At 69.6% G+C, this 20518-nt stretch carries 19 protein-coding genes; 13 read left to right on the forward strand and 6 right to left on the reverse strand.

All coding sequences use genetic code 11. The features are described 5' to 3' along the window. Positions 1–48: 48 nt before the first annotated feature. Genes GV015_RS06710 through GV015_RS06725 form a run of 4 tightly spaced genes read left to right on the forward strand, consistent with a single transcriptional unit; the run spans position 49 to position 3607 of the window. Positions 49–1338, forward strand: a complete 1290-nt coding sequence (locus GV015_RS06710) for an L-fuconate dehydratase (RefSeq protein ID WP_159877499.1) — start codon at positions 49–51, stop codon at positions 1336–1338. Then, entirely contained in the window at positions 1331–2284 is a 954-nt protein-coding gene (locus GV015_RS06715; RefSeq protein ID WP_159877501.1) for an aldo/keto reductase, read from the forward strand. The genes GV015_RS06710 and GV015_RS06715 overlap by 8 nt, the downstream gene beginning before the upstream one ends. Further along, positions 2284–3147, forward strand: coding sequence for an amidohydrolase (locus tag GV015_RS06720; RefSeq protein WP_159877503.1), 864 nt, complete (start codon positions 2284–2286; stop codon positions 3145–3147). The genes GV015_RS06715 and GV015_RS06720 overlap by 1 nt, the downstream gene beginning before the upstream one ends. Before the next feature lie 43 nt (positions 3148–3190). Next, positions 3191–3607 (forward strand): RbsD/FucU family protein, encoded by a 417-nt coding sequence (locus GV015_RS06725; RefSeq protein ID WP_124768569.1) that lies wholly within the window; start codon positions 3191–3193, stop codon positions 3605–3607. A 22-nt stretch (positions 3608–3629) separates the two neighbouring features. Here GV015_RS06725 and GV015_RS06730 read toward each other — a convergent pair whose 3' ends face one another. The 4 genes from GV015_RS06730 to GV015_RS06745 form a co-directional block, all read right to left on the reverse strand. Then, positions 3630–4040 carry a hypothetical protein gene (locus GV015_RS06730; protein WP_159877505.1) on the reverse strand — a complete coding sequence of 137 codons (411 nt, stop codon included), beginning with the start codon at positions 4038–4040 and terminating at the stop codon, positions 3630–3632. Next, entirely contained in the window at positions 4037–5134 is a 1098-nt protein-coding gene (locus GV015_RS06735; RefSeq protein WP_159877507.1) for a serine hydrolase, read from the reverse strand. Before GV015_RS06735 ends, GV015_RS06730 begins: the two co-directional genes overlap by 4 nt. 25 nt (positions 5135–5159) lie before the next feature. Continuing rightward, positions 5160–5741 carry a winged helix-turn-helix domain-containing protein gene (locus GV015_RS06740; RefSeq protein WP_159877509.1) on the reverse strand — a complete coding sequence of 194 codons (582 nt, stop codon included), beginning with the start codon at positions 5739–5741 and terminating at the stop codon, positions 5160–5162. A 74-nt stretch (positions 5742–5815) separates the two neighbouring features. Then, on the reverse strand, positions 5816–7282 hold the full coding sequence (locus GV015_RS06745) for an MFS transporter (RefSeq protein ID WP_086473038.1): 1467 nt from the start codon (positions 7280–7282) through the stop codon (positions 5816–5818). Between the two features lie 160 nt (positions 7283–7442). On the opposite strand from GV015_RS06745, the gene GV015_RS06750 reads away from it, so the two are divergent. From GV015_RS06750 to GV015_RS06770, 5 genes are all read left to right on the forward strand, one after another. After that, a complete protein-coding gene (locus tag GV015_RS06750; RefSeq protein WP_159877511.1) occupies positions 7443–10025 on the forward strand; it encodes an ATP-dependent Clp protease ATP-binding subunit in 2583 nt (860 codons plus the stop codon). Positions 10026–10370: 345 nt separating this feature from the next. After that, positions 10371–12233, forward strand: a complete 1863-nt coding sequence (dnaK, locus tag GV015_RS06755; protein WP_064297153.1) for a molecular chaperone DnaK — start codon at positions 10371–10373, stop codon at positions 12231–12233. 2 nt (positions 12234–12235) lie between these two features. Then, positions 12236–12910: a nucleotide exchange factor GrpE gene (locus GV015_RS06760; RefSeq protein ID WP_079704947.1), complete on the forward strand. Its 675-nt coding sequence runs from the start codon at positions 12236–12238 to the stop codon at positions 12908–12910. A gap of 2 nt (positions 12911–12912) precedes the next feature. Continuing rightward, positions 12913–13914, forward strand: coding sequence for a DnaJ C-terminal domain-containing protein (locus tag GV015_RS06765; RefSeq protein WP_079704948.1), 1002 nt, complete (start codon positions 12913–12915; stop codon positions 13912–13914). A 30-nt stretch (positions 13915–13944) separates the two neighbouring features. Further along, the gene (locus tag GV015_RS06770; RefSeq protein WP_064297156.1) at positions 13945–14361 is read left to right on the forward strand and encodes a heat shock protein transcriptional repressor HspR; all 417 of its coding nucleotides are present in this window, start codon (positions 13945–13947) and stop codon (positions 14359–14361) included. Between the two features lie 73 nt (positions 14362–14434). On the opposite strand, the gene GV015_RS06775 is transcribed toward GV015_RS06770, so the two are convergent. Next, on the reverse strand, positions 14435–15133 hold the full coding sequence (locus GV015_RS06775; protein ID WP_159877513.1) for an FtsX-like permease family protein: 699 nt from the start codon (positions 15131–15133) through the stop codon (positions 14435–14437). A gap of 275 nt (positions 15134–15408) precedes the next feature. Between GV015_RS06775 and GV015_RS06780 the strand changes: the two genes are divergently transcribed. The 3 genes from GV015_RS06780 to GV015_RS06790 all read left to right on the forward strand — a co-directional run bounded on the left by GV015_RS06780 (position 15409) and on the right by GV015_RS06790 (position 17913). After that, positions 15409–15939 carry a hypothetical protein gene (locus GV015_RS06780; protein ID WP_079704953.1) on the forward strand — a complete coding sequence of 177 codons (531 nt, stop codon included), beginning with the start codon at positions 15409–15411 and terminating at the stop codon, positions 15937–15939. Between the two features lie 93 nt (positions 15940–16032). Beyond that, complete coding sequence (locus GV015_RS06785) at positions 16033–16674, forward strand: hypothetical protein (RefSeq protein WP_159877517.1); 642 nt, start codon at positions 16033–16035, stop codon at positions 16672–16674. Positions 16675–16713: 39 nt separating this feature from the next. Beyond that, positions 16714–17913: a methyltransferase gene (locus GV015_RS06790; RefSeq protein ID WP_159877519.1), complete on the forward strand. Its 1200-nt coding sequence runs from the start codon at positions 16714–16716 to the stop codon at positions 17911–17913. A 90-nt stretch (positions 17914–18003) separates the two neighbouring features. Here GV015_RS06790 and GV015_RS06795 read toward each other — a convergent pair whose 3' ends face one another. Continuing rightward, positions 18004–19476 (reverse strand): hypothetical protein, encoded by a 1473-nt coding sequence (locus GV015_RS06795; RefSeq protein ID WP_159877521.1) that lies wholly within the window; start codon positions 19474–19476, stop codon positions 18004–18006. Positions 19477–19567: 91 nt separating this feature from the next. Here GV015_RS06795 and GV015_RS06800 point away from each other — a divergent pair, with 91 nt between their 5' ends. Then, on the forward strand, positions 19568–20485 hold the full coding sequence (locus tag GV015_RS06800; protein WP_159877523.1) for a DUF817 domain-containing protein: 918 nt from the start codon (positions 19568–19570) through the stop codon (positions 20483–20485). Positions 20486–20518 lie beyond the last annotated feature (33 nt).

A 20518-nucleotide genomic window follows, 5' to 3' on the forward strand; every position in this document is an offset into this window, starting at 1 on the left:
CATCGGATGTCTAAGCTCGGTGGCACCAGCCCGAAGGAGCATGCCGACGTGAGTACCATCATCGGATTCGAGACGCACGACGTCCGGTTCCCGACCTCGACCACCCTCGACGGCTCGGATGCCATGAACCCCGACCCCGACTACTCCGCCGCCTACCTGCGGCTCGTGACGGATGCGGACGACGGCCACGAGGGCCACGGCTTCGTCTTCACGATCGGACGCGGCAACGACGTCGAGGTCGCAGCGATCGCCGCCCTCCGGGAGCACCTCCTCGGTCGCGAGGTCGAGCCCGTGCTCGACGCCCTCGGGTCCTTCTGGCGCGAACTCGTCTACGACTCCCAGCTCCGGTGGCTCGGCCCAGAGAAGGGCGTCATGCACATGGCGATCGGCGCCGTCGTCAACGCGCTCTGGGACCTCAAGGCCAAACGTGCCGGCCTGCCGCTCTGGCGGCTGCTCGCCAGGATGACGCCGGAGGAGCTCGTCGAGCTCGTCGACTTCCGCTACCTGAGCGACGTCCTCACCCCGGACGACGCCCTCACGATCCTCCGACGCGCCGAACCGGGACGGGAGGCCAGGACCGAGGCCCTCCTCGCAGCCGGGTACCCCGCCTACACGACGACGCCCGGGTGGCTCGGCTACTCCGACGAGAAGCTCGACCGTCTGTGTCGCGAAGCGGTCGCGGACGGATTCACGCAGGTCAAACTCAAGGTCGGCGGTCACGTGGACGACGACGTCCGTCGCCTCGCCATCGCCCGGAACGCGGTGGGGCCCGACATCCGCATCGCCGTCGACGCCAACCAGCGGTGGGACGTCGCGGAGGCGATCGACTGGATGTCCCGACTCGCCCCCTACGACATCGCCTGGATCGAGGAGCCGACGAGCCCCGACGACATCCTCGGCCACGCGGCGATCGCGCGCGGCGTCGCCCCGATCCCGGTCGCGACCGGTGAGCACATGGCCAACCGCATCATGTTCAAGCAGTTCCTGCAGGCCGACGCCCTCCAGGTGCTCCAGATCGACTCGACGCGGGTCGCCGGCGTGAACGAGAACATCACGATCCTCCTCCTGGCCGCGAAGTTCGGTGTCCCGGTCTGCCCGCACGCCGGTGGCGTCGGGCTGTGCGAAGCGGTGCAGCACCTCTCGATGTTCGACTTCATCGCCGTGTCCGGGAGCGAGGATGGACGCATGATCGAATTCGTCGACCACCTGCACGAGCACTTCGTCGAGCCCGTCGAGATCGTCGCCGGCCGATACCGCGCGCCGCTCGCCCCCGGCGGCGGCTCGGAGATGCTCGCGACGTCGATCGCCGAGTTCACCTTCCGGGGCGCCGGTGCCTGACCTGCTCGTCCCGCGGCTCGCGTACGGCGCCGCCAACCTCGGCAACCTCTACCGCGAGCTCAGCGATGAGGAGGCCTGGGCGATCCTCGATGCGGCCTGGGAACACGGCGTCCGCTTCTACGACACGGCTCCGCACTACGGCCTCGGTCTCTCCGAGCGTCGGCTCGGCGCCTTCCTGCGGACGAAGCCGTGCGACGAGTACGTCCTGTCCACCAAGGTCGGCCGCCTCCTCGTGCCGAACCCCGAGGGGGCGGGTGCGCTCGACACCGACAACGACTTCGTCGTCCCGGCGACCTTGCGGCGTGAGTGGGACGCGAGTGAGTCGGGCGTGCGGCGCTCGCTCGACGAGTCCCTCGAACGACTCGGACTCGACCGCGTCGACGTGCTCTACCTCCACGACCCGGAACGCAACGATCCGGAGTCCGGGATATCCGAGGGGATCCCGGCGCTCGCCGCCCTCCGCGACGAAGGACTCGTCGGGGCGGTCGGGATCGGGTCGATGGACGTCGCCGCTCTGCTCGCCGCGGTACGCACGGGCTTGACCGATCTCATCATGATCGCCGGTCGGTACACGCTCGCCGAGCAACCGGCGGCCGAGGAGGTGCTGCCCGCCTGCCTGGAACACGGCGTCGGTGTGGTCGCCGCCTCGGTGTTCAACTCCGGCCTGCTGGCCCGCGCCGTCCCCGACCGCGACGGACGCTACGAGTACGGTGCCGTCCCGCCGGAGGTCTTCGACCGCGCCGTCGACATCGCCGAGATCTGCCGTCGGTTCGAGGTCGAACTGCCCGCGGCCGCCCTCCAGTTCCCGCTCCGCCACCCCGCCGTGCGGACGGTCGCGGTCGGCGCCTCGCGGCCGGAGCAGATGATCCAGAACGTGGAGCGCTTCGAGGCGCCGATCCCCGAGACCTTCTGGACGGAGCTGCGCACCAGAGGGCTGCTCGGCTGATGCGGACGATCGACGCGCACCTCCATCTGTGGAATCGCGCCGACGGGTATCACTGGCTCGCTTCGGCCGACGAGTCGCTTCGCGAGGACTTCACGCCGGAGCGTGCGGCCGCAGAGCTGCAAGCGGCCGGCGTCGATGCGGCGATCCTCGTCCAGGCCGACGACACGGAGCTCGACACGATGTCCATGCTCCACGCATCGGACACCTGCAGCTGGGTGGTCGGCGTCGTCGGCTGGGTACCGATCGACGATGCGAAGCGGGCCGAGGAACTGCTCGACCGTTGGGGAGTGCATCCACGATTCCGCGGCGTTCGTCAGCTGTTGCACGACGATCCCCGGGACGGCCTGCTCCTGGCAGCACCCGCGCGCCGGTTGGCGGCGGTCCTCGCGGACCGGGGGCTTCCGCTCGACCTCCCGAACGCCTTCCCTCGGCTGCTCCGTGACGCCACCGGACTCGCACGGCTGGAGGAGGGGCTGACGATCGTCGTCGACCACCTCGCGAAGCCGCCGCGCGACGATGAGGCCTTCGAACGATGGGCGACCGAGCTGGCCGCGGCGGCGGCGTCACCGAACGTGGTCGCCAAGGTGTCGGGCCTCAATCGATCCGGTCGGCCGTTCGTGGCGGCCGACGTGCGTCGGGCCTGGGACACCGCACTCGCCTGCTTCGGGCCCGAGCGGTTGATGCTCGGCGGCGACTGGCCGATGACCGTCACGAGCGGCGGGTACGGTGCGGTCTGGCACGAGCTGTCCGGTCTCGTCGACGAGTTGTCGCCGGCGGAACGCGATGCACTGCGTGGCGGGACGGCGACGCGCGTCTACCGGCTCGACCCCCGCGGGCCGGTCGGCGTCGACGGACTGACATGATCGGGCAGACGGATGGACACGGAACCATGACGAGGAGGTCACCATGCTGACAGGGATCGACCCGGTGCTGAGCGGCGAACTGCTGCTGCACCTGGACGCGATGGGACATTCGGACGCGGTGGTGATCGCCGACGCGCACTTCCCGGCCACCCGGCTCGGCGAACGCGTCGTCGTGCTGCCGACGCTGTCGACGCCGGAGGTCCTCCGAGCGGTGCGCACGGTGATCCCGCTCGACGACGAGCCCGTGCTCGACCTCATGACGAGTGCCGACGGCACGGTGCTCGACGTCCAGCGGGAACTCATCGCCGCCGCCGGCACAACCGCGGACGCCGTGCGCTTCGTCGACCGGTTCGCCTACTACGACGAGGCCGCCACGGCGTTCCTCATCATCCGCACGGGCGAGACCAGGAAGTACGGGAACGTCACCCTGCGGAAGGGGCTCGTGCTCCCGGGCGCCTGACCCGACCGTGGGCTGCGGTCGCTCACCAGCAGAGCGCGACGATCGCGGCACCGACGACGGCGTAGATCCCCGACAGGACCTGCCGACCGCGGGTGCGCGGTTCGACGGCTGTCTCGACCGTCGCCCCGTGCTCGTCGACGGTCCGCCTCGGCTTGGGTGCGTGCCAGGGGAGTGTGTTCCAGCGGAGTGCTGCGCCGGCGAGTCCGAAGCCGACGATCGCGACGGCGATGATCCACGCCCAGGACCAGACGCCGACCGGCGCGGCGAGGGCGCGGACGAGGGCGAGGATCACGATGCTGTCGACCGCGTCGACGACCAGTCGGTAGCGCTCGGTCGCCGCCCAGCGTCCCGTACTCCACGCGTGGACGACCTGGAGGGCGAGCACCCACGCGACGACGAGGGCGACGACGGCGGGGATCAGGATCTCGATCATCGTGCTGCTCCGATCTGCTCGAGGAGGGCGACGCCGGCCGCATCGACCGACTCCTGGGTCGCTGAGACGAGGACCACCGTGGTGCCGGTCGCCGGAACGACGCCGACGAAGGACGCGAAGCCGCCCGTGGCGCCGTTGTGCCACACGAGGTCCTCACCGTCGATCGCCTTCCGGTCGGTGATCCAGGCCCAGCCGATCTCGCGATCGCCGAACGCCGCTTGTGGGTCGAGCGCCTCGATGCCCGGCGCGCTGCCGTCGGCCAGTCGCTCCGCGAAGCGCGCGAGATCCTCTGTGTCCGAGCGGATGCCACCGGCGGGCCCGATCGCCGTACCGGTCCATGCGGCGGCCGTGCGTCCGCCGGCGGTCTCACCGAGGAGGTCGCGGTCGCCGAGCTCGGCCGCATCGCTCACGGGGCTGGTCGAGTCGAGCCCCATCGGACCGGTGATCCGTTCCTCGAGGAGGTCGGCGTAGCTGGTGCCGGCGGCCGAGCCGAGGGCTGCACCGAGGAGTTCGAAGCCGAGGTTGGAGTAGGTACCCTTCGGGGTGTCGAGGGATGCGGACCGCGCCTGCTCGAGCAGCTGGTCGAGGTCCTCGCCGTACGGGTTCGCCGTCGTCAGCGCGAACCACGTCGAGGAGAGGATCGTCGAGAGGTCGATCGGCAGCCGGGGCAGGCCGGAGGTGTGGGTGGCGAGCTGCGCGAGGGTGACGTCCGCCGCTGGCGCGTCGCCCAGTTCGAGGAGGTCACCGAGCCTGGTCTCCGGGGTGACCTCGCCGCGCTCGATCGCGTCGGCGAGCAACAGTCCCGTGAAGGCCTTGCTCACCGACCCGATCTCGAACCGGGTGTCCGGTTCGGCGCCGATCGTCGCGGTGCGGGTGCCGTCCGGGGTGACGACGACGGCCAGCAGGGCCTTGCGGTCGGGGCCGGCGAGCTCGCGGACGGTGGCCGCGAGTTCGGCGTCGCCGGTGGCCTCGGGGGGAAGCGTCGAGGGCCCTGGCCGGAAGGCGAGCCCGATCGCGAGGGCGACAGCGGTGCTGACGGCGGCGACGACCCAGACCCGTCTGGGTCGGGACGTGCTGCGTGGTGTGGCGGTCATGCGGGGTCCTTCCTGGGATCGGTGGTCATTCCATGGCGGCGACGGCGACGAGCAGCGGGACGAGTCGCATGGGCGGGACCGCGACCCGTCCGCGGCCGGCTGGTTGCAGCCAGCCGGCGGCCGTCAGGACGCGGACGTGGTGGTAGACCTGGCCGGTCGTCCCGATGCCGTCGAGTTCGCCGAGGTCCGAGAGTGCGGAGGTGCCGTTGGCGACGGCCAGGAGCAGCTGCAGTCGGACGGGCGAGCCGATGGCCGCGAGTCGCGATGCCGCCGTCGCGAGCGGACCGGAGCCTGCTGATTCCGCGGCGTCGGGGTCGTCGCCGAGCGCGAGGAGGTCGTCGGTCGCTCTGGCGTACTGCCACTGCACGGGTCCACCGCCGGTGACGACCGATCCGGTGAAGAGGACCGCCCCGTGCTCGAGCTCGGCCGTGCGCTGTTCGAGCCCGCGGAGCGCCCAGAAGGTGTCGTCGGCATCGCCCGCCACCGCTGCGGACGGAACGTCATCCGCTCGCTCGGTGGTCGTGTCGTCGTCGGCCGGTCGGGCGAACACGGCTGCTTCGAGACGCGCGAGACGTGCCTCGTGATCGCCGGGGTCGATGGTCGTCATGACCCAAGTGTACAAATGTCGTAATTACGAAATCAAGCTAGAAGGCCCGAGGGCCCGAGCGGTGGCGGCGCGTGTCACACCCGCGAGGCGAGCCGCCCCTGCTTCGCGTGCACCGGGATCAGCAGTCCGAGGCCGATGAGCAGCACGAGCACGATCCCGAGGATCCCCCAGAACTGCGCCCCACCGAGCGTGACGAACAGTGCGAAGGCGGTCGGTGCGAGGAAGGACACGGCACGGCCGGTCGTGGCGTAGAGGCCGAAGACCTCACCCTCGCGGCCTTCCGGGATGATGCGCGCCAGGAACGAGCGGCTCGCCGACTGGGCGGGGCCGACGAACAGGCACAGCATGAGCCCGAAGATCCAGAAGATCGTCGCGCCGCCCTCGTGGAGGAAGAACACGGCGCTTCCCGCGATGACGAGGCCGATGAGCGACGCGACGATGACGGGTTTCGGCCCCACCTTGTCGTCGAGCAGGCCGATCGTGATCGTCGCGATCCCGGCGACGACGTTGGCGGCGATCGCGAAGATGATCACCTCGCCGGGTGAGAAGCCGAAGGTCCCCGCGGCCAGGACGCCACCGAAGGTGAAGACACCGGCGAGCCCGTCGCGGAACACGGCGCTCGCGAGCAGGAAGTAGAGCGTCTGTCGGCTGTCGCGCCAGAGTTCCGCGATGCTCTTGGCAAGGACGCCGTAGGAGGCGAAGAACCCGACGTGCGGCCGGGCGACAGCCTGGGGTGCGTGGTACTCGGGCACCGCGAACAGCACGGGCAGGGCGAAGATCCCGAACCACGCCGCAGACACGAGCATCGCGACGCGGACGTCCATGCCGTCTTCGCCGGTGACGCCGAAGAGTCCGACCTCGGGGGAGATGAAGCCGAAGTAGACGATGAGCAGCAGCACGATGCCGCCGATGTACCCCATGCCCCAGCCGAGACCGGAGACCTTGCCGATGGAGGTGGGCGTCGACACCTGGGCGAGCATCGCGTTGTAGTTGACGCCGGCGAACTCGAACACGATGTTGCCGACCGCGAGGAGGACGAGGCCCAGCCAGAGGAAGTTCGGATCGGGGGCGACGAAGAAGAGGAGCGCGGTGATCGCGACGACGACGTAGGTGTTGAAGCCGAGCCAGAACTTCCGTCGACCGGCGGAGTCCGACCGCTGGCCGACGACCGGCGCGAGGATCGCGATCAGCAGCCCGGCGGCGGCGAGCGCCCACCCGAGCGACGCCGACACCGCGGCCTCCTCGCCGAAGGAGTCGCTCGTCAGATAGACGGTGAACACGAAGGTGGTGACGACGGCGTTGAACGACGCCGAGCCCCAGTCCCACAGGCTCCACGCGAAGATGCGACCCTTCCGGCCCGCCTGCGCCTTCACTGCGGCGACCTGCGAGGTGTCGAGGTCGACGGTGGCCGCTGCGGCGTCGGGGGTGACGAGCGGTGGTGGCGGGAAGTTGCGGGGCCGGGATCCGAGACGCGGGGCTTCGTCGCCGTGCCCGCCTGTCCGGCCGGTGTCGTCGGTGCCACCTGGGGGAGTCGTGCTCATGCACTGAGGCTAGTGCCGCGTGGTGAACGGGCGGTAGCGCGCGTCCCGTAGCGCGATGGCTGAAGGTTCGCTGGGACGCGGATCGTCGCCGGGAATAGCGTCGGGCGCCCCGCGTTGGACTTGAGCGTACGACACTCAAGTTTGAATCCAGGAGGTTCACGTGCCCGAAGACTTCACCCAGGGCGGCGCAGCAGCAGACGGCGGATCGTCGTCGTTCGACGACTTCCTCGCCCGATACCTCGAGGGCGAGCGGGCGCGTTCGGCGCGGACCATCGACCTCAGCCGCTTCCTCACCGCGCGGACGCAGGAGATCCTGCAGCGCGCCGGCCGGTTCGCGCTCGAGCGCGGCCAGAACGAGCTCGACGCGCTGCACATCCTGCGCGTCATCGTGAGCGAGGAGCCCGCGAAGGACGCCGTCGCGCGCCTCGGCGTCGACCCGAAGGTCATCGCCAAGGCCGCCGAGCAGCGCCTGCCGCAGGCGTCCTCGCCGAGCGTCAAGGACCCGGCCATCACGCCGTCGGCTCAGCGCGCGCTGTTCCACGCCTACCAGGTGGCCCGCGCCGCCGGATCGACGTACGTCGACCCCGAGCACCTCTTCTTCGCGCTCGTCATCAACCAGGACTCGCCCGCCGGTGAGGTCCTCGCCCGCGCCGGCGTCACGGCGGAGGCGTTGACCCAGGGCATGCGCCAGGCCGTCGGCGACCCCGGCGTCGCCACCGACGACCGGAGCGACGACGAGGCGGACGACGCCGACTCCGACACCCCCATGCTCGACCGCTTCGGCACGGACCTCACGGCCCTGGCCGCCGGCGGCTCGCTCGACCCCGTGATCGGCCGCGCCGACGAGATCGAGCAGACCATCGAGATCCTCTCCCGCCGCACGAAGAACAACCCCGTGCTCGTCGGCGAGGCCGGCGTCGGCAAGACCGCGGTCGTCGAGGGGCTCGCCCAGGCGATCGTCGACGGCGGCGTCCCGGAGCAGCTGCGCGGGAAGCGCGTCATCTCACTCGACCTGCCGGCCATGGTCGCCGGAACCCGGTACCGCGGCGACTTCGAGGAGCGCCTCACCGGCCTGCTCGACGAGATCGCGGCCAACCGCTCCGAGCTGATCGTCTTCATCGACGAGGTCCACACCGTCGTCGGCGCCGGAGGCTCCGGCGAGGGTGGCATGGACGCCGGCAACATGCTCAAGCCGCGTCTCGCGCGCGGTGAGCTGCACCTCATCGGTGCGACCACGCTCCGTGAGTACCGCGGGATCGAGAAGGACCCGGCACTCGAACGCCGCTTCCAGCCCGTGCGCGTCGGCGAGCCGTCGATCGAGGACGCCGTCCTCATCCTCGACGGTCTCCGCCCTGCCTACGAGGAGCACCACGACGTCCGCTTCACCGACGACGCCCTCCGCGCCGCCGTCGAGCTCTCGGCCCGCTACCTGCCCGACCGCGTCCTGCCCGACAAGGCCATCGACCTCGTCGACCAGGCCGGAGCCCGGCTGCGGTTGCGGCTCGGGAAGGCGGTCGACGTGAGCGCCCTCGTCGAGGAGCTCGCGACACTCGAGGCGTCGAAGAACGCGGCCGTGTCGGCCGAGCACTACGAGGAGGCCTCGCGCATCCGCGACGAGATCACCGCCGTGCAGGCGAAGCTCGACGCCGCCTCCAACGGACCCGGTGCCCGCACCGACCGCGACGCGGTCGTCGACGAGGCCCAGATCGCCGGCGTCGTGTCCCGCGCCACCGGCATCCCGGTCAGTCGGCTCACGGAGGGCGAGCGGGAACGTCTCGCCGGTCTCGAGGACGAACTGCACGCTCGCGTCGTCGGCCAGCACGACGCCGTGACCGCGGTGTCGAAGGCCGTCCGTCGCAATCGCACGGGCATGGGGGATGCGAACCGACCAGTCGGCAGCTTCCTGTTCCTCGGCCCCACCGGCGTCGGTAAGACGGAGCTCGCGAAGGCGCTCGCCGGATCCCTCTTCGCTGACGAGCACTCCGTGATCCGCTTCGACATGAGCGAGTTCGGCGAACGCCACACGGTGTCACGACTCGTCGGCGCCCCTCCCGGGTACGTCGGGTTCGACGAGGCGGGCCAGCTCACCGAGCGCGTGCGACGCAACCCGTACTCGATCGTGCTGTTCGACGAGATCGAGAAGGCGCACCCGGACGTGTTCAACCTGCTCCTGCAGGTGCTCGACGACGGTCGCCTGACCGACGGTCAGGGGCGGACGATCGACTTCCGCAACACGGTCGTCGTCATGACGTCGAACCTCGGCTCCGAGTTCCTGGCCTCCCGGTCCGGTGCGATGGGCTTCGTGGCCGGCGGCGCCGACGACCCGACGGGCTTCGGCTCCGAGGAGGCGCTGCGCACCCGGGTCATGGGCAAGCTGCGCGAGGCGATGCGTCCGGAGTTCCTCAACCGCATCGATGAGATCGTCCTCTTCCGCAAGCTCGACCAGCAGCAGCTGCAGGAGATCGTCGGGCTGATGCTCGGCCGCACGACCGAACGGTTGGCCGCGCGCGGTGCGTCACTCGAGACGACGCCCGAGGCGCTCGCGCTCCTCGCGGAGCTCGGCTACGAGCCGGAGTACGGCGCGCGCCCCCTGCGTCGCCTCATCCAGCGTGAGGTCGACGACCGCATCGCCGAGCTCGTCGTGAGTGGTGGGGTCGGCGACGGCTCGACCGTGCACGTCGACGCGGTCGGCGGGAAGATCGTCGTCACCGAGCATGCTGCGGTGCTGGTGGACGCCGCGTAGGCACTACCCCTTCGACAGGCTCAGGGTCCGGGATCCGTTCCGGACCCTGAGCCTGTCGTCGCTCGCGGACCGTTCCCCGTCCTGGTTCCTGAGCTTGTCGAAGGGCACCTGGGTCGCGGTCACCCTGGCCATCCGCTGGGAGTTGAGCCAGGCGGACTCAACTTTCTTGACGTCGAAACCGGGCCTCGGTAGCATTGAGTCATCGGGGCTCAAGTCTCGACGTCACACCAGCATCACCCCATCAACCAGCTCGGTGCCGAGCTCGTCGAGTCGGCCGGACGCCATCCGCATGCCGCCCGAGTCGACGAGTTCCGAACCGGCAGTCAACACAAGGAGAACCAACACATGGCACGTGCAGTAGGCATCGACCTCGGTACCACCAACTCGGTGGTCGCCGTCCTCGAAGGTGGAGAACCCACCGTCATCGCCAACGCCGAGGGCTTCCGCACCACCCCCTCCGTCGTCGCATTCACCAAGGATGGCGAGGTGCTCGTCGGCGAGACCGCGAAGCGCCAGGCCGTCACCAACGTCGACCGCACCATCGCGAGCGTCAAGCGCCACATGGGCACCGACTGGAAGTTCGACGTCGACGGCAAGAAGTACACGCCGCAGGAGCTGTCCGCCCGCATCCTCGCGAAGCTGAAGCGCGACGCCGAGCAGTACCTGGGCGACACCGTGACCGACGCGGTCATCACCGTCCCCGCCTACTTCAACGACGCCGAGCGTCAGGCCACGAAGGAGGCCGGTGAGGTCGCAGGCCTCAACGTGCTCCGCATCATCAACGAGCCGACCGCCGCAGCCCTCGCCTACGGCCTCGACCGCGGCAAGGAGGACGAGCTCATCCTCGTCTTCGACCTCGGTGGCGGTACCTTCGACGTCTCGCTGCTCGAAGTGGGCAAGGACGACGACTTCTCCACCATCCAGGTCCGCTCCACCTCGGGCGACAACCGCCTCGGTGGAGACGACTGGGACCAGCGCGTCGTCGACTACCTGATCAAGCGCTTCAAGGACTCGACCGGTGTCGACGTCTCGGGCGACAAGATCGCGAAGCAGCGCCTCAAGGAAGCCGCCGAGCAGGCGAAGAAGGAGCTCAGCTCCTCGATGTCGACCTCGATCCAGCTCCCGTACCTCTCCCTCACGGAGAACGGCCCGGCCAACCTCGACGAGACGCTCTCCCGCGCCAAGTTCGAGGAGCTCACGCAGGACCTCCTCGAGCGCACCCGCAAGCCGTTCAACGACGTCATCGCCGAGGCCGGCGTGAAGGTCTCCGACATCGCGCACGTCGTGCTCGTCGGTGGATCGACCCGTATGCCCGCCGTCGCGGAGCTCGTCAAGAAGCTCACCGGTGGTCAGGAGCCCAACAAGGGCGTCAACCCTGACGAGGTCGTCGCCGTCGGCGCAGCCCTCCAGGCCGGCGTGCTGAAGGGTGAGCGCAAGGATGTGCTGCTCATCGACGTCACCCCCCTGTCGCTCGGTATCGAGACCAAGGGTGGCATCATGACGAAGCTCATCGAGCGCAACACCGCGATCCCCACGAAGCGGAGCGAGACCTTCACCACGGCCGACGACAACCAGCCGTCCGTCGCCATCCAGGTCTTCCAGGGTGAGCGCGAGTTCACCCGCGACAACAAGAACCTCGGCACCTTCGAGCTGACCGGCATCGCGCCGGCTCCGCGCGGTGTGCCGCAGGTCGAGGTCACCTTCGACATCGACGCCAACGGCATCGTGCACGTGTCCGCCAAGGACAAGGGCACCGGCAAGGAGCAGTCGATGACCATCACCGGTGGCTCGTCCCTCGGCAAGGAGGACATCGAGCGCATGGTCCGCGAGGCCGAGGAGCACGCTGCGGACGACAAGGCCCGCCGCGAGCAGGCCGAGGTCCGCAATAGCGCCGAGCAGCTCGCCTACTCGATCGACAAGCTCATCAAGGAGAACGACGACAAGCTGCCCGAGGACGTCAAGACCGACGTCCAGGCCGATGTCGACGCCCTGAAGAGCGCGCTCGCCGGTGAGGACGAGGACGCGGTGAAGACCGCGTTCGACAAGCTCAACGAGAGCCAGGTCAAGCTCGGCGAGGCGATCTACGCCCAGGCGCAGGCCTCCGAGTCCGCCGCAGGAACCGAGGCCCCGGCTGAGGAGGCGACCTCCGATGAGGACGTCGTCGACGCCGAGGTCGTCGAGGACGAAGACGACAAGGACAAGAAGTAACCATGACTGACGAGAACCAGAACCAGAACCAGGACGATCCCATCATCCGCGACAAGCGGCGGATCGACCCGGAGACCGGCGAGGTTCGTCAGCCTGGCACCGAGGGGGCTGACGCCGACGCGTCGGCCCCCTCGGGCGCACCTGCCGAATCCGCCGACGCCGACGCACCGGCCGCCGACGACGAGCTGACCGTCGAGGACATCCTCAACGCGGCTCCCGAGGAGCCCGTGCAGGGCGGCGACCTCTCCCCGGCCGAGCAGCTCGCTGCAGAACGCCTCGGCGACCTGCAGCGCGTCACGGCCGAGTACGCGAACTACCGGAAGCGCACCGAGGCCGGCCGCGAGGTGGAGCGCGAGCGCACCACCGGCGAGGTCGCCAAGGTCCTGCTCCCGGTGCTCGACGACCTCGACCGCGCTGACAAGCACGGCGACCTCGAGGGCGACGCCCCCTTCACGCAGATCGCGGCCAAGCTCCGCGGCGCTGCCGAGAAGCTCGGGCTGAAGCCGTTCGGGGCGGTCGGCGAGACCTTCGACCCCAACGTGCACGAGGCCATCTTCCAGCAGCCCACGCCGGGCGCCGAGGGCGAGACCGTCCTCGACGTCGTGGAGACCGGGTACCACCTGGGCTCCACCCTGCTGCGCGCCGCGAAGGTGGTCGTCGCGGTCCCGGCGAGCTAGCCATGGCGAGTCAGGACTGGTTCGACAAGGACTTCTACAAGGTCCTCGGCGTCAAGAAGGACGTGACGCCGGCGGAACTGAAGAAGGTCTACCGGAAGCTCGCCCGGCAGTACCACCCGGACTCCAACCCGGGTGATGCGAAGGCCGAGGCGAAGTTCAAGGAGATCAGCGAGGCCCACTCGGTCCTCGGCGACCCCGAGCAGCGCAAGGAGTACGACGCCGTTCGCGCCATGGGCGGTGGAGCACGCTTCACCGCCCCGGGTGCCGGCGGCGGCCAGGGCGGCTTCGAGGACGTCTTCGGGACGATGTTCGGTGGGGGCGGTGGTGGTGGCGGTCGCCAGAGCTACAGCTACCAGCAGGCTCCTCCCGGATACGAGGACATCCTCGGCGGCATGTTCGGCCAGGGTGGCTTCGGCCAGACTTCCGGTGGCTTCCGCGGCTACGGCGGACCCACGCCGGGCCGCGACATCACCGCGCACACGACGATCGACTTCATCACGGCCACGCAGGGCGACACCATCTCCCTGCAGACCTCCGAGGGACGCACCATCAAGGTGAAGATCCCGGCGGGTGTGTCGGATGGACAGAAGATCCGCCTGCGCGGCAAGGGGCAGCCGAGTCCGGACGGCGGCGAACCCGGCGATATCGTGGTCACCGTGAGTGTCCGCAAGCATCCCGTGTTCGAACGCGACGGCCTGAACCTCCGCGTCACCGTGCCGGTCACCTTCGTGGAGGCCGCGCTCGGCGCCACGATCGAGGTTCCGACGCTCGGCGGCGACCCCGTCAAGCTGCGCGTCGCCCCCGGTACGCCGAGCGGCCGCGTCCTCCGCGTCAAGGGCCGCGGTGTCGCGACGACGAAGGGCACCGGCGACCTCTTGGCCGTCGTGCAGATCGTCGTCCCGGCCCATCTCGGCGGCGAGGCCAAGGAAGCACTCGAACGGTTCCACGAGCTGGAGCCGAAGGACAACCCCCGCGACGAGCTCATCGCCAGGGCTCGGGGCTAGTAGCCAACAGCACACGGAAGGGCAGGGAACATGGACGAGCATTCGCCGGTCTTCGCGATCGCGATGGCTGCCGAGCTCGCCGGCATGCACCCGCAGACCCTTCGGCAGTACGACCGGCTCGGGCTCGTGTCGCCGACGCGGACCGCGGGGAAGTCACGCAGGTACTCGATGCGCGACATCGCCCAGCTCCGTGAGGTGTCGAGGCTCAGTGCCGAGGGCGTCAGCCTCGAGGGCATCTCCCGCATCCTGACCCTGGAGAACGAGGTCAGCTCGCTCCAGGGTCGGGTGCGGGAGCTCGAGCACGCGCTCGCCAACGCCCTGCTGCGAACCCCGGGCAACCGGGTGTTCGCCGCCGGCATGGAGGGGAGCGTCGTCCCGATGCGGAGCGGTACCCGCACCCGCCGCCGGACCGAGGTCGTCGTCTGGCGGCCGTCGCTCTCCGAGTAGCCGACGAAAGCGCCCTCGTGGTCGTCATCCCGCGCGGATGACGACCACGAGTGCGCTTTCGTGTGGGTGCTGTTTAGGGGACCCGGAGTTCGTGAATCGGATCGCGTTGGCTCGCGACAATCGCAGGGACGAGGGCTGACACCACAGTCGTCGACCACGCGACAACTCCGAGCGCGATGCAGAATTCGACGCCGGGGAGTGGGTCTCCGGAGAGCAGCAGAGAGCCCGTTGCGGCGGCGAGTCCGCAAGCAACGCCCGTTGCCGCGAGCGCGCCGGTCTGTGTCAGTAGCAATTCCACGATCAGCTGCCTGCTGGCGCCGAGCGCGCGCCTCCGGCCGAAGTCCTTCCTCCGCATCATCACGAGGCCGAACAGAATGAGGGCGACCGCGACACCGTTGAGACCGAGGAGGCCGAGTACGAGGCCTCGAGAGTAAGTATTCAGCTGACCTTCGACGAGCTCCTTCATCGCCGTCAGGCTGGTACTGGTCTGCACGACGATCCTGGAGGGATCGTGTGAGCCGACAACCGTTCTCGCGAACTCGGCAATGACGGGCACAAGCGCTGCGCTCGAGGCGATCACGACCAGGACAGCCACAGGCTCTGGTTGCGCAGGAACATCGTGTGGCACGACTGCGAGAGGTTCGAACGCCGTCAGAAACCCGGGTGTCCACATTCTTCCTCCGACGCCGAGCACTTTCCCGTCCGAGGTTATGACCGCTCCAGCGATGTCCGGCAGACCGAACTGTTCGAGCGCCGCGGACGAAGCGAACACGACATCGGAAGGACTGGTCGCCGGCCCCAGACCGAGGACGTCCAGGTTCGTGGAATGGAGATGCCTGACGGGTACGCGCGTGCCTTCTGGATTGCGTGTGTTCCGTGCGTCCTCAGCCGTCGAGAACGCCCCGGCCCACTCGATGCCATCCGTACCCTGCAACCGGACAAGGACATCGCTGGGTGGGTGACCAACTTAGCGGTATCTATGTAATACTTCAACAGCTGACATTTACCAAGCTGATCGTCAGAATGCGGTCGGGACGGAGTCGTCATATGTTGAAGAGAGTGGCTTGTGCCATCGGGGCGGCAGTGATGCTGGTGGTGATCGTCGGTTGTGCACCTGCCGGTGACCAACCCTCCACGACACCCACGCAGGAAGGGTTGTCGCTGTCTCCGCGCGCGGACCAGGCGTATCGCTGCCTCGTCGACAAAGGCTGGCCGGTGACCATCAGTTGGGACGGCGGAGTCGACATCACCAGTGATGACGTCCCCGCGGGGCAGGAGGAGCGATACGACCAGGACGCCGAGGCATGTTGGGCGCCACTCGAGGAGATGACCCGAGACCTGTCCCAAGAGGGGATCGAAGAGCTGTACGAGGAGGAACTCGCGACGCGGGAGTGCCTCATCGCCGAGGGCTACCAGGTGGATGATCCACCGTCGAAGCAGCGATTCCTCGATTCCTATCCAGACGAACGGTGGATGGCCTACGGAGCATCCGACGTCACTCGGGCAATGGCCGATGAGGAGTCCTGGCGCGCCATCAACGAAACGTGCCGGCAACCCTCCTGGACCATCGGATTCTGAGCGAACCTGCGAATCCACAGCGTCGTCAGCGGGTTACACGGTGACGAGTATGAACGACGAGTGAGAGCGACCACGGCCGCGTAGGGTTGGGGCATGAGCGCGCAGCCCGTGGTGACGAAGCCGGACCCGGCGCAGACCGCACCCGCGACGGCCCGGAGGCGGCGCGGCGCCCGGCTGACCGGACTGACCGCCTACCCGCTCATGTACTTCGGCGTCATCGCGGGCGTGCTTCCGCTGCTGACGCTCGTCGTGATCGGCGCCCCCATCCTCGTCGGCGTCCTGCTCGGTGCGGGCGAGGCCGAATGGGTCGACGGCTTCTCGCGTGTGTTCGGCTTCATCCTGCTCTTCCTGACACCGCCGTTCGGCGCCTGGGTGTGGGGGTACGTCGCGCTCGGGGTCGTCGCCTTCCTCGGCGGCATCGGCCTCAGCCTGCGGATCCTGCGGCGTCACGGCGTGCGTCGCGCAGGAGCCGTCACGCACTGGGGCATGTGGGCCACCGTTCCGCTGCAGCTCATCTTCGCGGTCATCAGCCTCGTGATCGTGTTCGGTGCGATCGCGTCCGTCCGCGCCGAGGACGCCAGCGGCCTCGAGACCGTCCGCGCTTTCGGCCAGGGCGTCGCGATCGCCACGGTCGTCAACCTCCTCGTCTCCGCCGGGCTCGGCGTCCTCGTCTTCCCGGCCGTCCTCCGAGCCGTGAAGGCGGAGAAGCCGGCTCGGCGCGCCCGCCGTCGGTGACGCCGTTCCTCGTATCGCGCGGCCGGTTACGCTGATGGGATGCCCGAGTTCTCCTTCGACGCGCTGCGCCGGTTCCCCGATCACGAGGCACCCAACCTCTTCGCCGTCGACGCGACCGACCGGCTCCTGCTCGACGAAGCGGCCGCTGCCCTCGCCGGGCGGGTGCCGACGCCCGGCGAGATCGTCGTGGTCGGCGACGCCTACGGGGCGCTGACCCTCGGCGCCATCGCGCTCCTGGGGGCGACCGACGTCCGGGTCCACCAGGACGCCGCCGTCGGTGAACACGCCCTCGCGGCCAACGCCGAACGGCTCGGCGTCGACGGTGGCTTCCGTAACCTGCCGCTCGGCGAGGAGCTGTTCACGGGCGCATCACTCGTCCTCCTCCAACTCCCGAAGCACCTCGAAGCCCTGCATGAGATCGCCGCCGCCGTGGCCCGCTGGGGCGCCGTCGACGTCCGTCTCCTGGCCGGTGGCCGGGTGAAGCACCTCACGCCCGCGATGAACGAGGTCCTCGGTCGGAGCTTCGCGACCGTCACCGCGAGCCTCGCCCGGCAGAAGTCCCGAGTGCTCCGTGCGAGCGATCCGGTGACCGCCGCCGTCGAGGGAGCGCGTGACGAGGCCGACACCACGGCGTCGACCGCGCTGCGCACCGAGCACCATGCCGACATCGGCCTGACCATCGCCGCCGCCGGCGCAGCGTTCGCCGGCACGAAGCTCGACATCGGCACCCGCTTCCTGCTGGAGGCGCTACCGGAGATCGCGCCCGACGCCCGGACGGCCATCGACCTCGGCTGCGGCACCGGCGTCCTCGCGGTGTCGCTCGCCATCGCCCGGCCCGAGCTCGCGGTCATCGCGACCGATCAGTCCGCTGCAGCCGTCGCCTCGACCACCGCGACCATCGCCGCCAACGACGACGCCGACCGCCGGCTGGCCGAGCGCATCACGGTGCTCCGCGACGACGGCCTGTCGATGCAGCCGGACGCGTCAGCCGACCTCATCGTCCTGAACCCGCCCTTCCACAGCGGGACCACCGTCCACACGGGCGTCGCCCACGACCTGTTCGCCGAGGCCGCGCGCGTCCTGCAGCCGGGCGGCACCCTCGCCGTCGTGTGGAACTCGCACCTCGGCTACCGGGCTGCCCTCGAGCGGCTCGTCGGTCCGACGACGCAGTTCGCGCGCAACCAGAAGTTCACGGTGACGGTCTCGCGCCCCCGGGCCGCCGTCGAGCCGCGTCCGTAACTCCTGCTGCTTGGACCGTCCCGGGGGCACCGGCCGCTCGGACACCGGCGTCCTCGACGGTCCGGGCGGGCGTTGCAGGAGTCGTGACCGTCAGGCGGCGTTCCAGAGGCGCTCGATGCGCTCGCGGAGCGCAGTCTCCTCCGGGGACTCGTCGGCGTACTCGGAAGCGTCGATGGTGATGGTGTCCGCGGCGTCGAACCACCAGGTCCCCCGCTCACCCTCGACCTCGATGCTGGTCCACGTTCCCGGAGCGACGCTCGCCTTGACCAGGCCGATCGCCGCCCCGAGCGTCGTGTCGTCGCCCGCGTGGAATTCGACGTGCAGGCGACCGATACTGCTCTCGACGGACGCCAGCGAGCCCATGGCGGTCAACCGCTCGACCAGGCCGAACAGCACGGTCGCGTCCCCGCGAGCGCCACGCACGGAGAACGTTCCAGGGGAACCGCTCACGACGGGGCCGTCGATGCCGAGCGACTCGACGATTGACGCCTCGGGCAGGGCGTCGAGGACGTCGAGGGCGGTGCGCCCGGCGCCCGGACCCGCGACGGTGAGCCTGACGCTGTCACTCGACGCCGCGATCGCGGTCACGCCGGGCACCGCGCCGAGCGCCTGGACGACCGGCAGCATGTCCGCCGACTGGACGCCGTCATCCCAGGTGACGATACCGCCCTGGACCTCCACTGCGACGTCCGCCGGAACCGCACTCGTCGCCACCGCGGTCGCGGCGGCCACGTCGTCGACGCTCGAGACGCGGAGGTCGATCGTGGCCGGGGTCAGCGCGGCGCCGATGACCTCGAACCGTCCGGCGACGGCCAGGTAGGCGGCACGGGTCGTACCGGGGTCGCCGCCGACCGTCGCGTCGTCGTCGACGCCTGAGGAGATGGAGAACCGCGCGTCCCCGTCCCAGTTGAGGAAGCCGGGGGCCGCATCGTCGGTATCGTCCTCGTCGGGTTCGGCCGGGTCGACACCGTCGTCGCTGCGGCCGCTGACGACCGCGGCGGCGTAGGCGGGCGTCGCGTCGGCGGTCGCCCTGGCCAGGTCGTAAGCGTCGAGGAAGTCCTCTCCGGGACGCGCCACGAGGGAGAGCGAGGACGCACGTGCACCGTCGGTTCCAGCGGAGGCGAGCTGCAGCTCACCGCCCGGCACGCCCTCGTCCTCGAGTGACGCGAGCAGCTCCAGCTGGGTCGCGTTGTCGGCTCGTCGGTCGAGGACGGACAGGGTGAACCCACGGACGGTGAGGTCGACGCCCTCCCACGTCGCTCCGCCGCTCCGTTTCGCCTGCTCGTTCAGGAACCCGCCGATGCGGTCCACGATCGCGCTCAGCCGATCGTCGGTGACGTCGTCGTCCATGAGCACCGACGCCGATGCCGTGCCGCTCCACGGCAGGGTGTTGCTCCCGGTCGTGTCGACATCGGCCACCTCCGGGACGCCGTCCAGGAGGTGCTCGGAGTCCCGCCCGGCGGCGGAAGTCGCGTTCACGTCGCCACAGCCCGAGAGGCCGAGGACGGCTGCCATGGCGAGCAACGCCGTGGCGGCGGTCCGGAGCGTGCGGTTCTGCGGCATGGATCCACCCTAGGAGCTGCCCGTCGAAGCCCACGTCGGGGCGGTCCCGACGTCTCAGGTCCGGCGCGGCGTGTGCCCGTATGCTGGCCCGATGTCCGAGCCGCCCACCCCCGCAGACGGAGCGGGTCGCGACGGACGTCGGGTGGACCAGCACGAACTGACCGCGGTCGAGCGCTGGATCGACGACCGGGCCAACCGTCTCCTTCGCGACGCCCCCGACGGCGGTGCACGGGCGAAGGCCGTCGAGTTCCTCGTCTTCGGGGCGAAACAGGCGTGGGCGTGCATCTTCGGCGCAGCGATGCTCGCGGTCATCGTCGCCGCCCGCCTCTGGTACCCGGACGACGTCTGGCTCGCCCGGAACGATGCGCTCGTCATCGCTGCGATCGTCATCCAGGTGGTCATGATCGTCACCAGGCTCGAGACGGGCCGCGAGCTCTGGGTGATCGTCCTGTTCCACGTCGTCGGGACGGGCATGGAGCTGTTCAAGACCGGGGTGGGGTCGTGGGAGTACGACGGCGGCGGGGTCCTGCACCTCGGCTCCGTGCCCTTGTACACCGGGTTCATGTACGCGGCCGTCGGGTCGTACATGGTCCGGGTGTACCGGCTCTTCGACCTCCGGTTCGACCGCTATCCACGGGTGTGGCTCACGACGATCATCGCGGCCGGCATCTACGTGAACTTCTTCAGCCAGCACTTCATCGTCGATCTGCGATGGGTGCTGCTCGCGGCCGTCCTCCTCGTGTTCGCACGGACGATGATGCACTTCCGCGTGTTCCGTCGGACGCACCGCATGCCCGTCCTGGTGGCGTTCCTGCTCGTGGCCTGCTTCATCTGGATCGCCGAGAACATCGGGACGATCACGGGCGCCTGGCTGTACCCGAATCAGGAGGACGGCTGGCAGCTCGTCCCGCTCACCAAGCTGGTGTCGTGGTTCCTCCTCATGATGATCTCGGTGGTGATGGTCACCTGGGTGTACCCGCCCAAGCGGCCCGATCGACTCCCGACCTGAGTCGCCTACTGTCAACAGTTGCTGAAGGCGGTG

Source organism: Plantibacter sp. T3 (assembly GCF_902506515.1).
GTDB lineage: Bacteria > Actinomycetota > Actinomycetes > Actinomycetales > Microbacteriaceae > Plantibacter > Plantibacter auratus.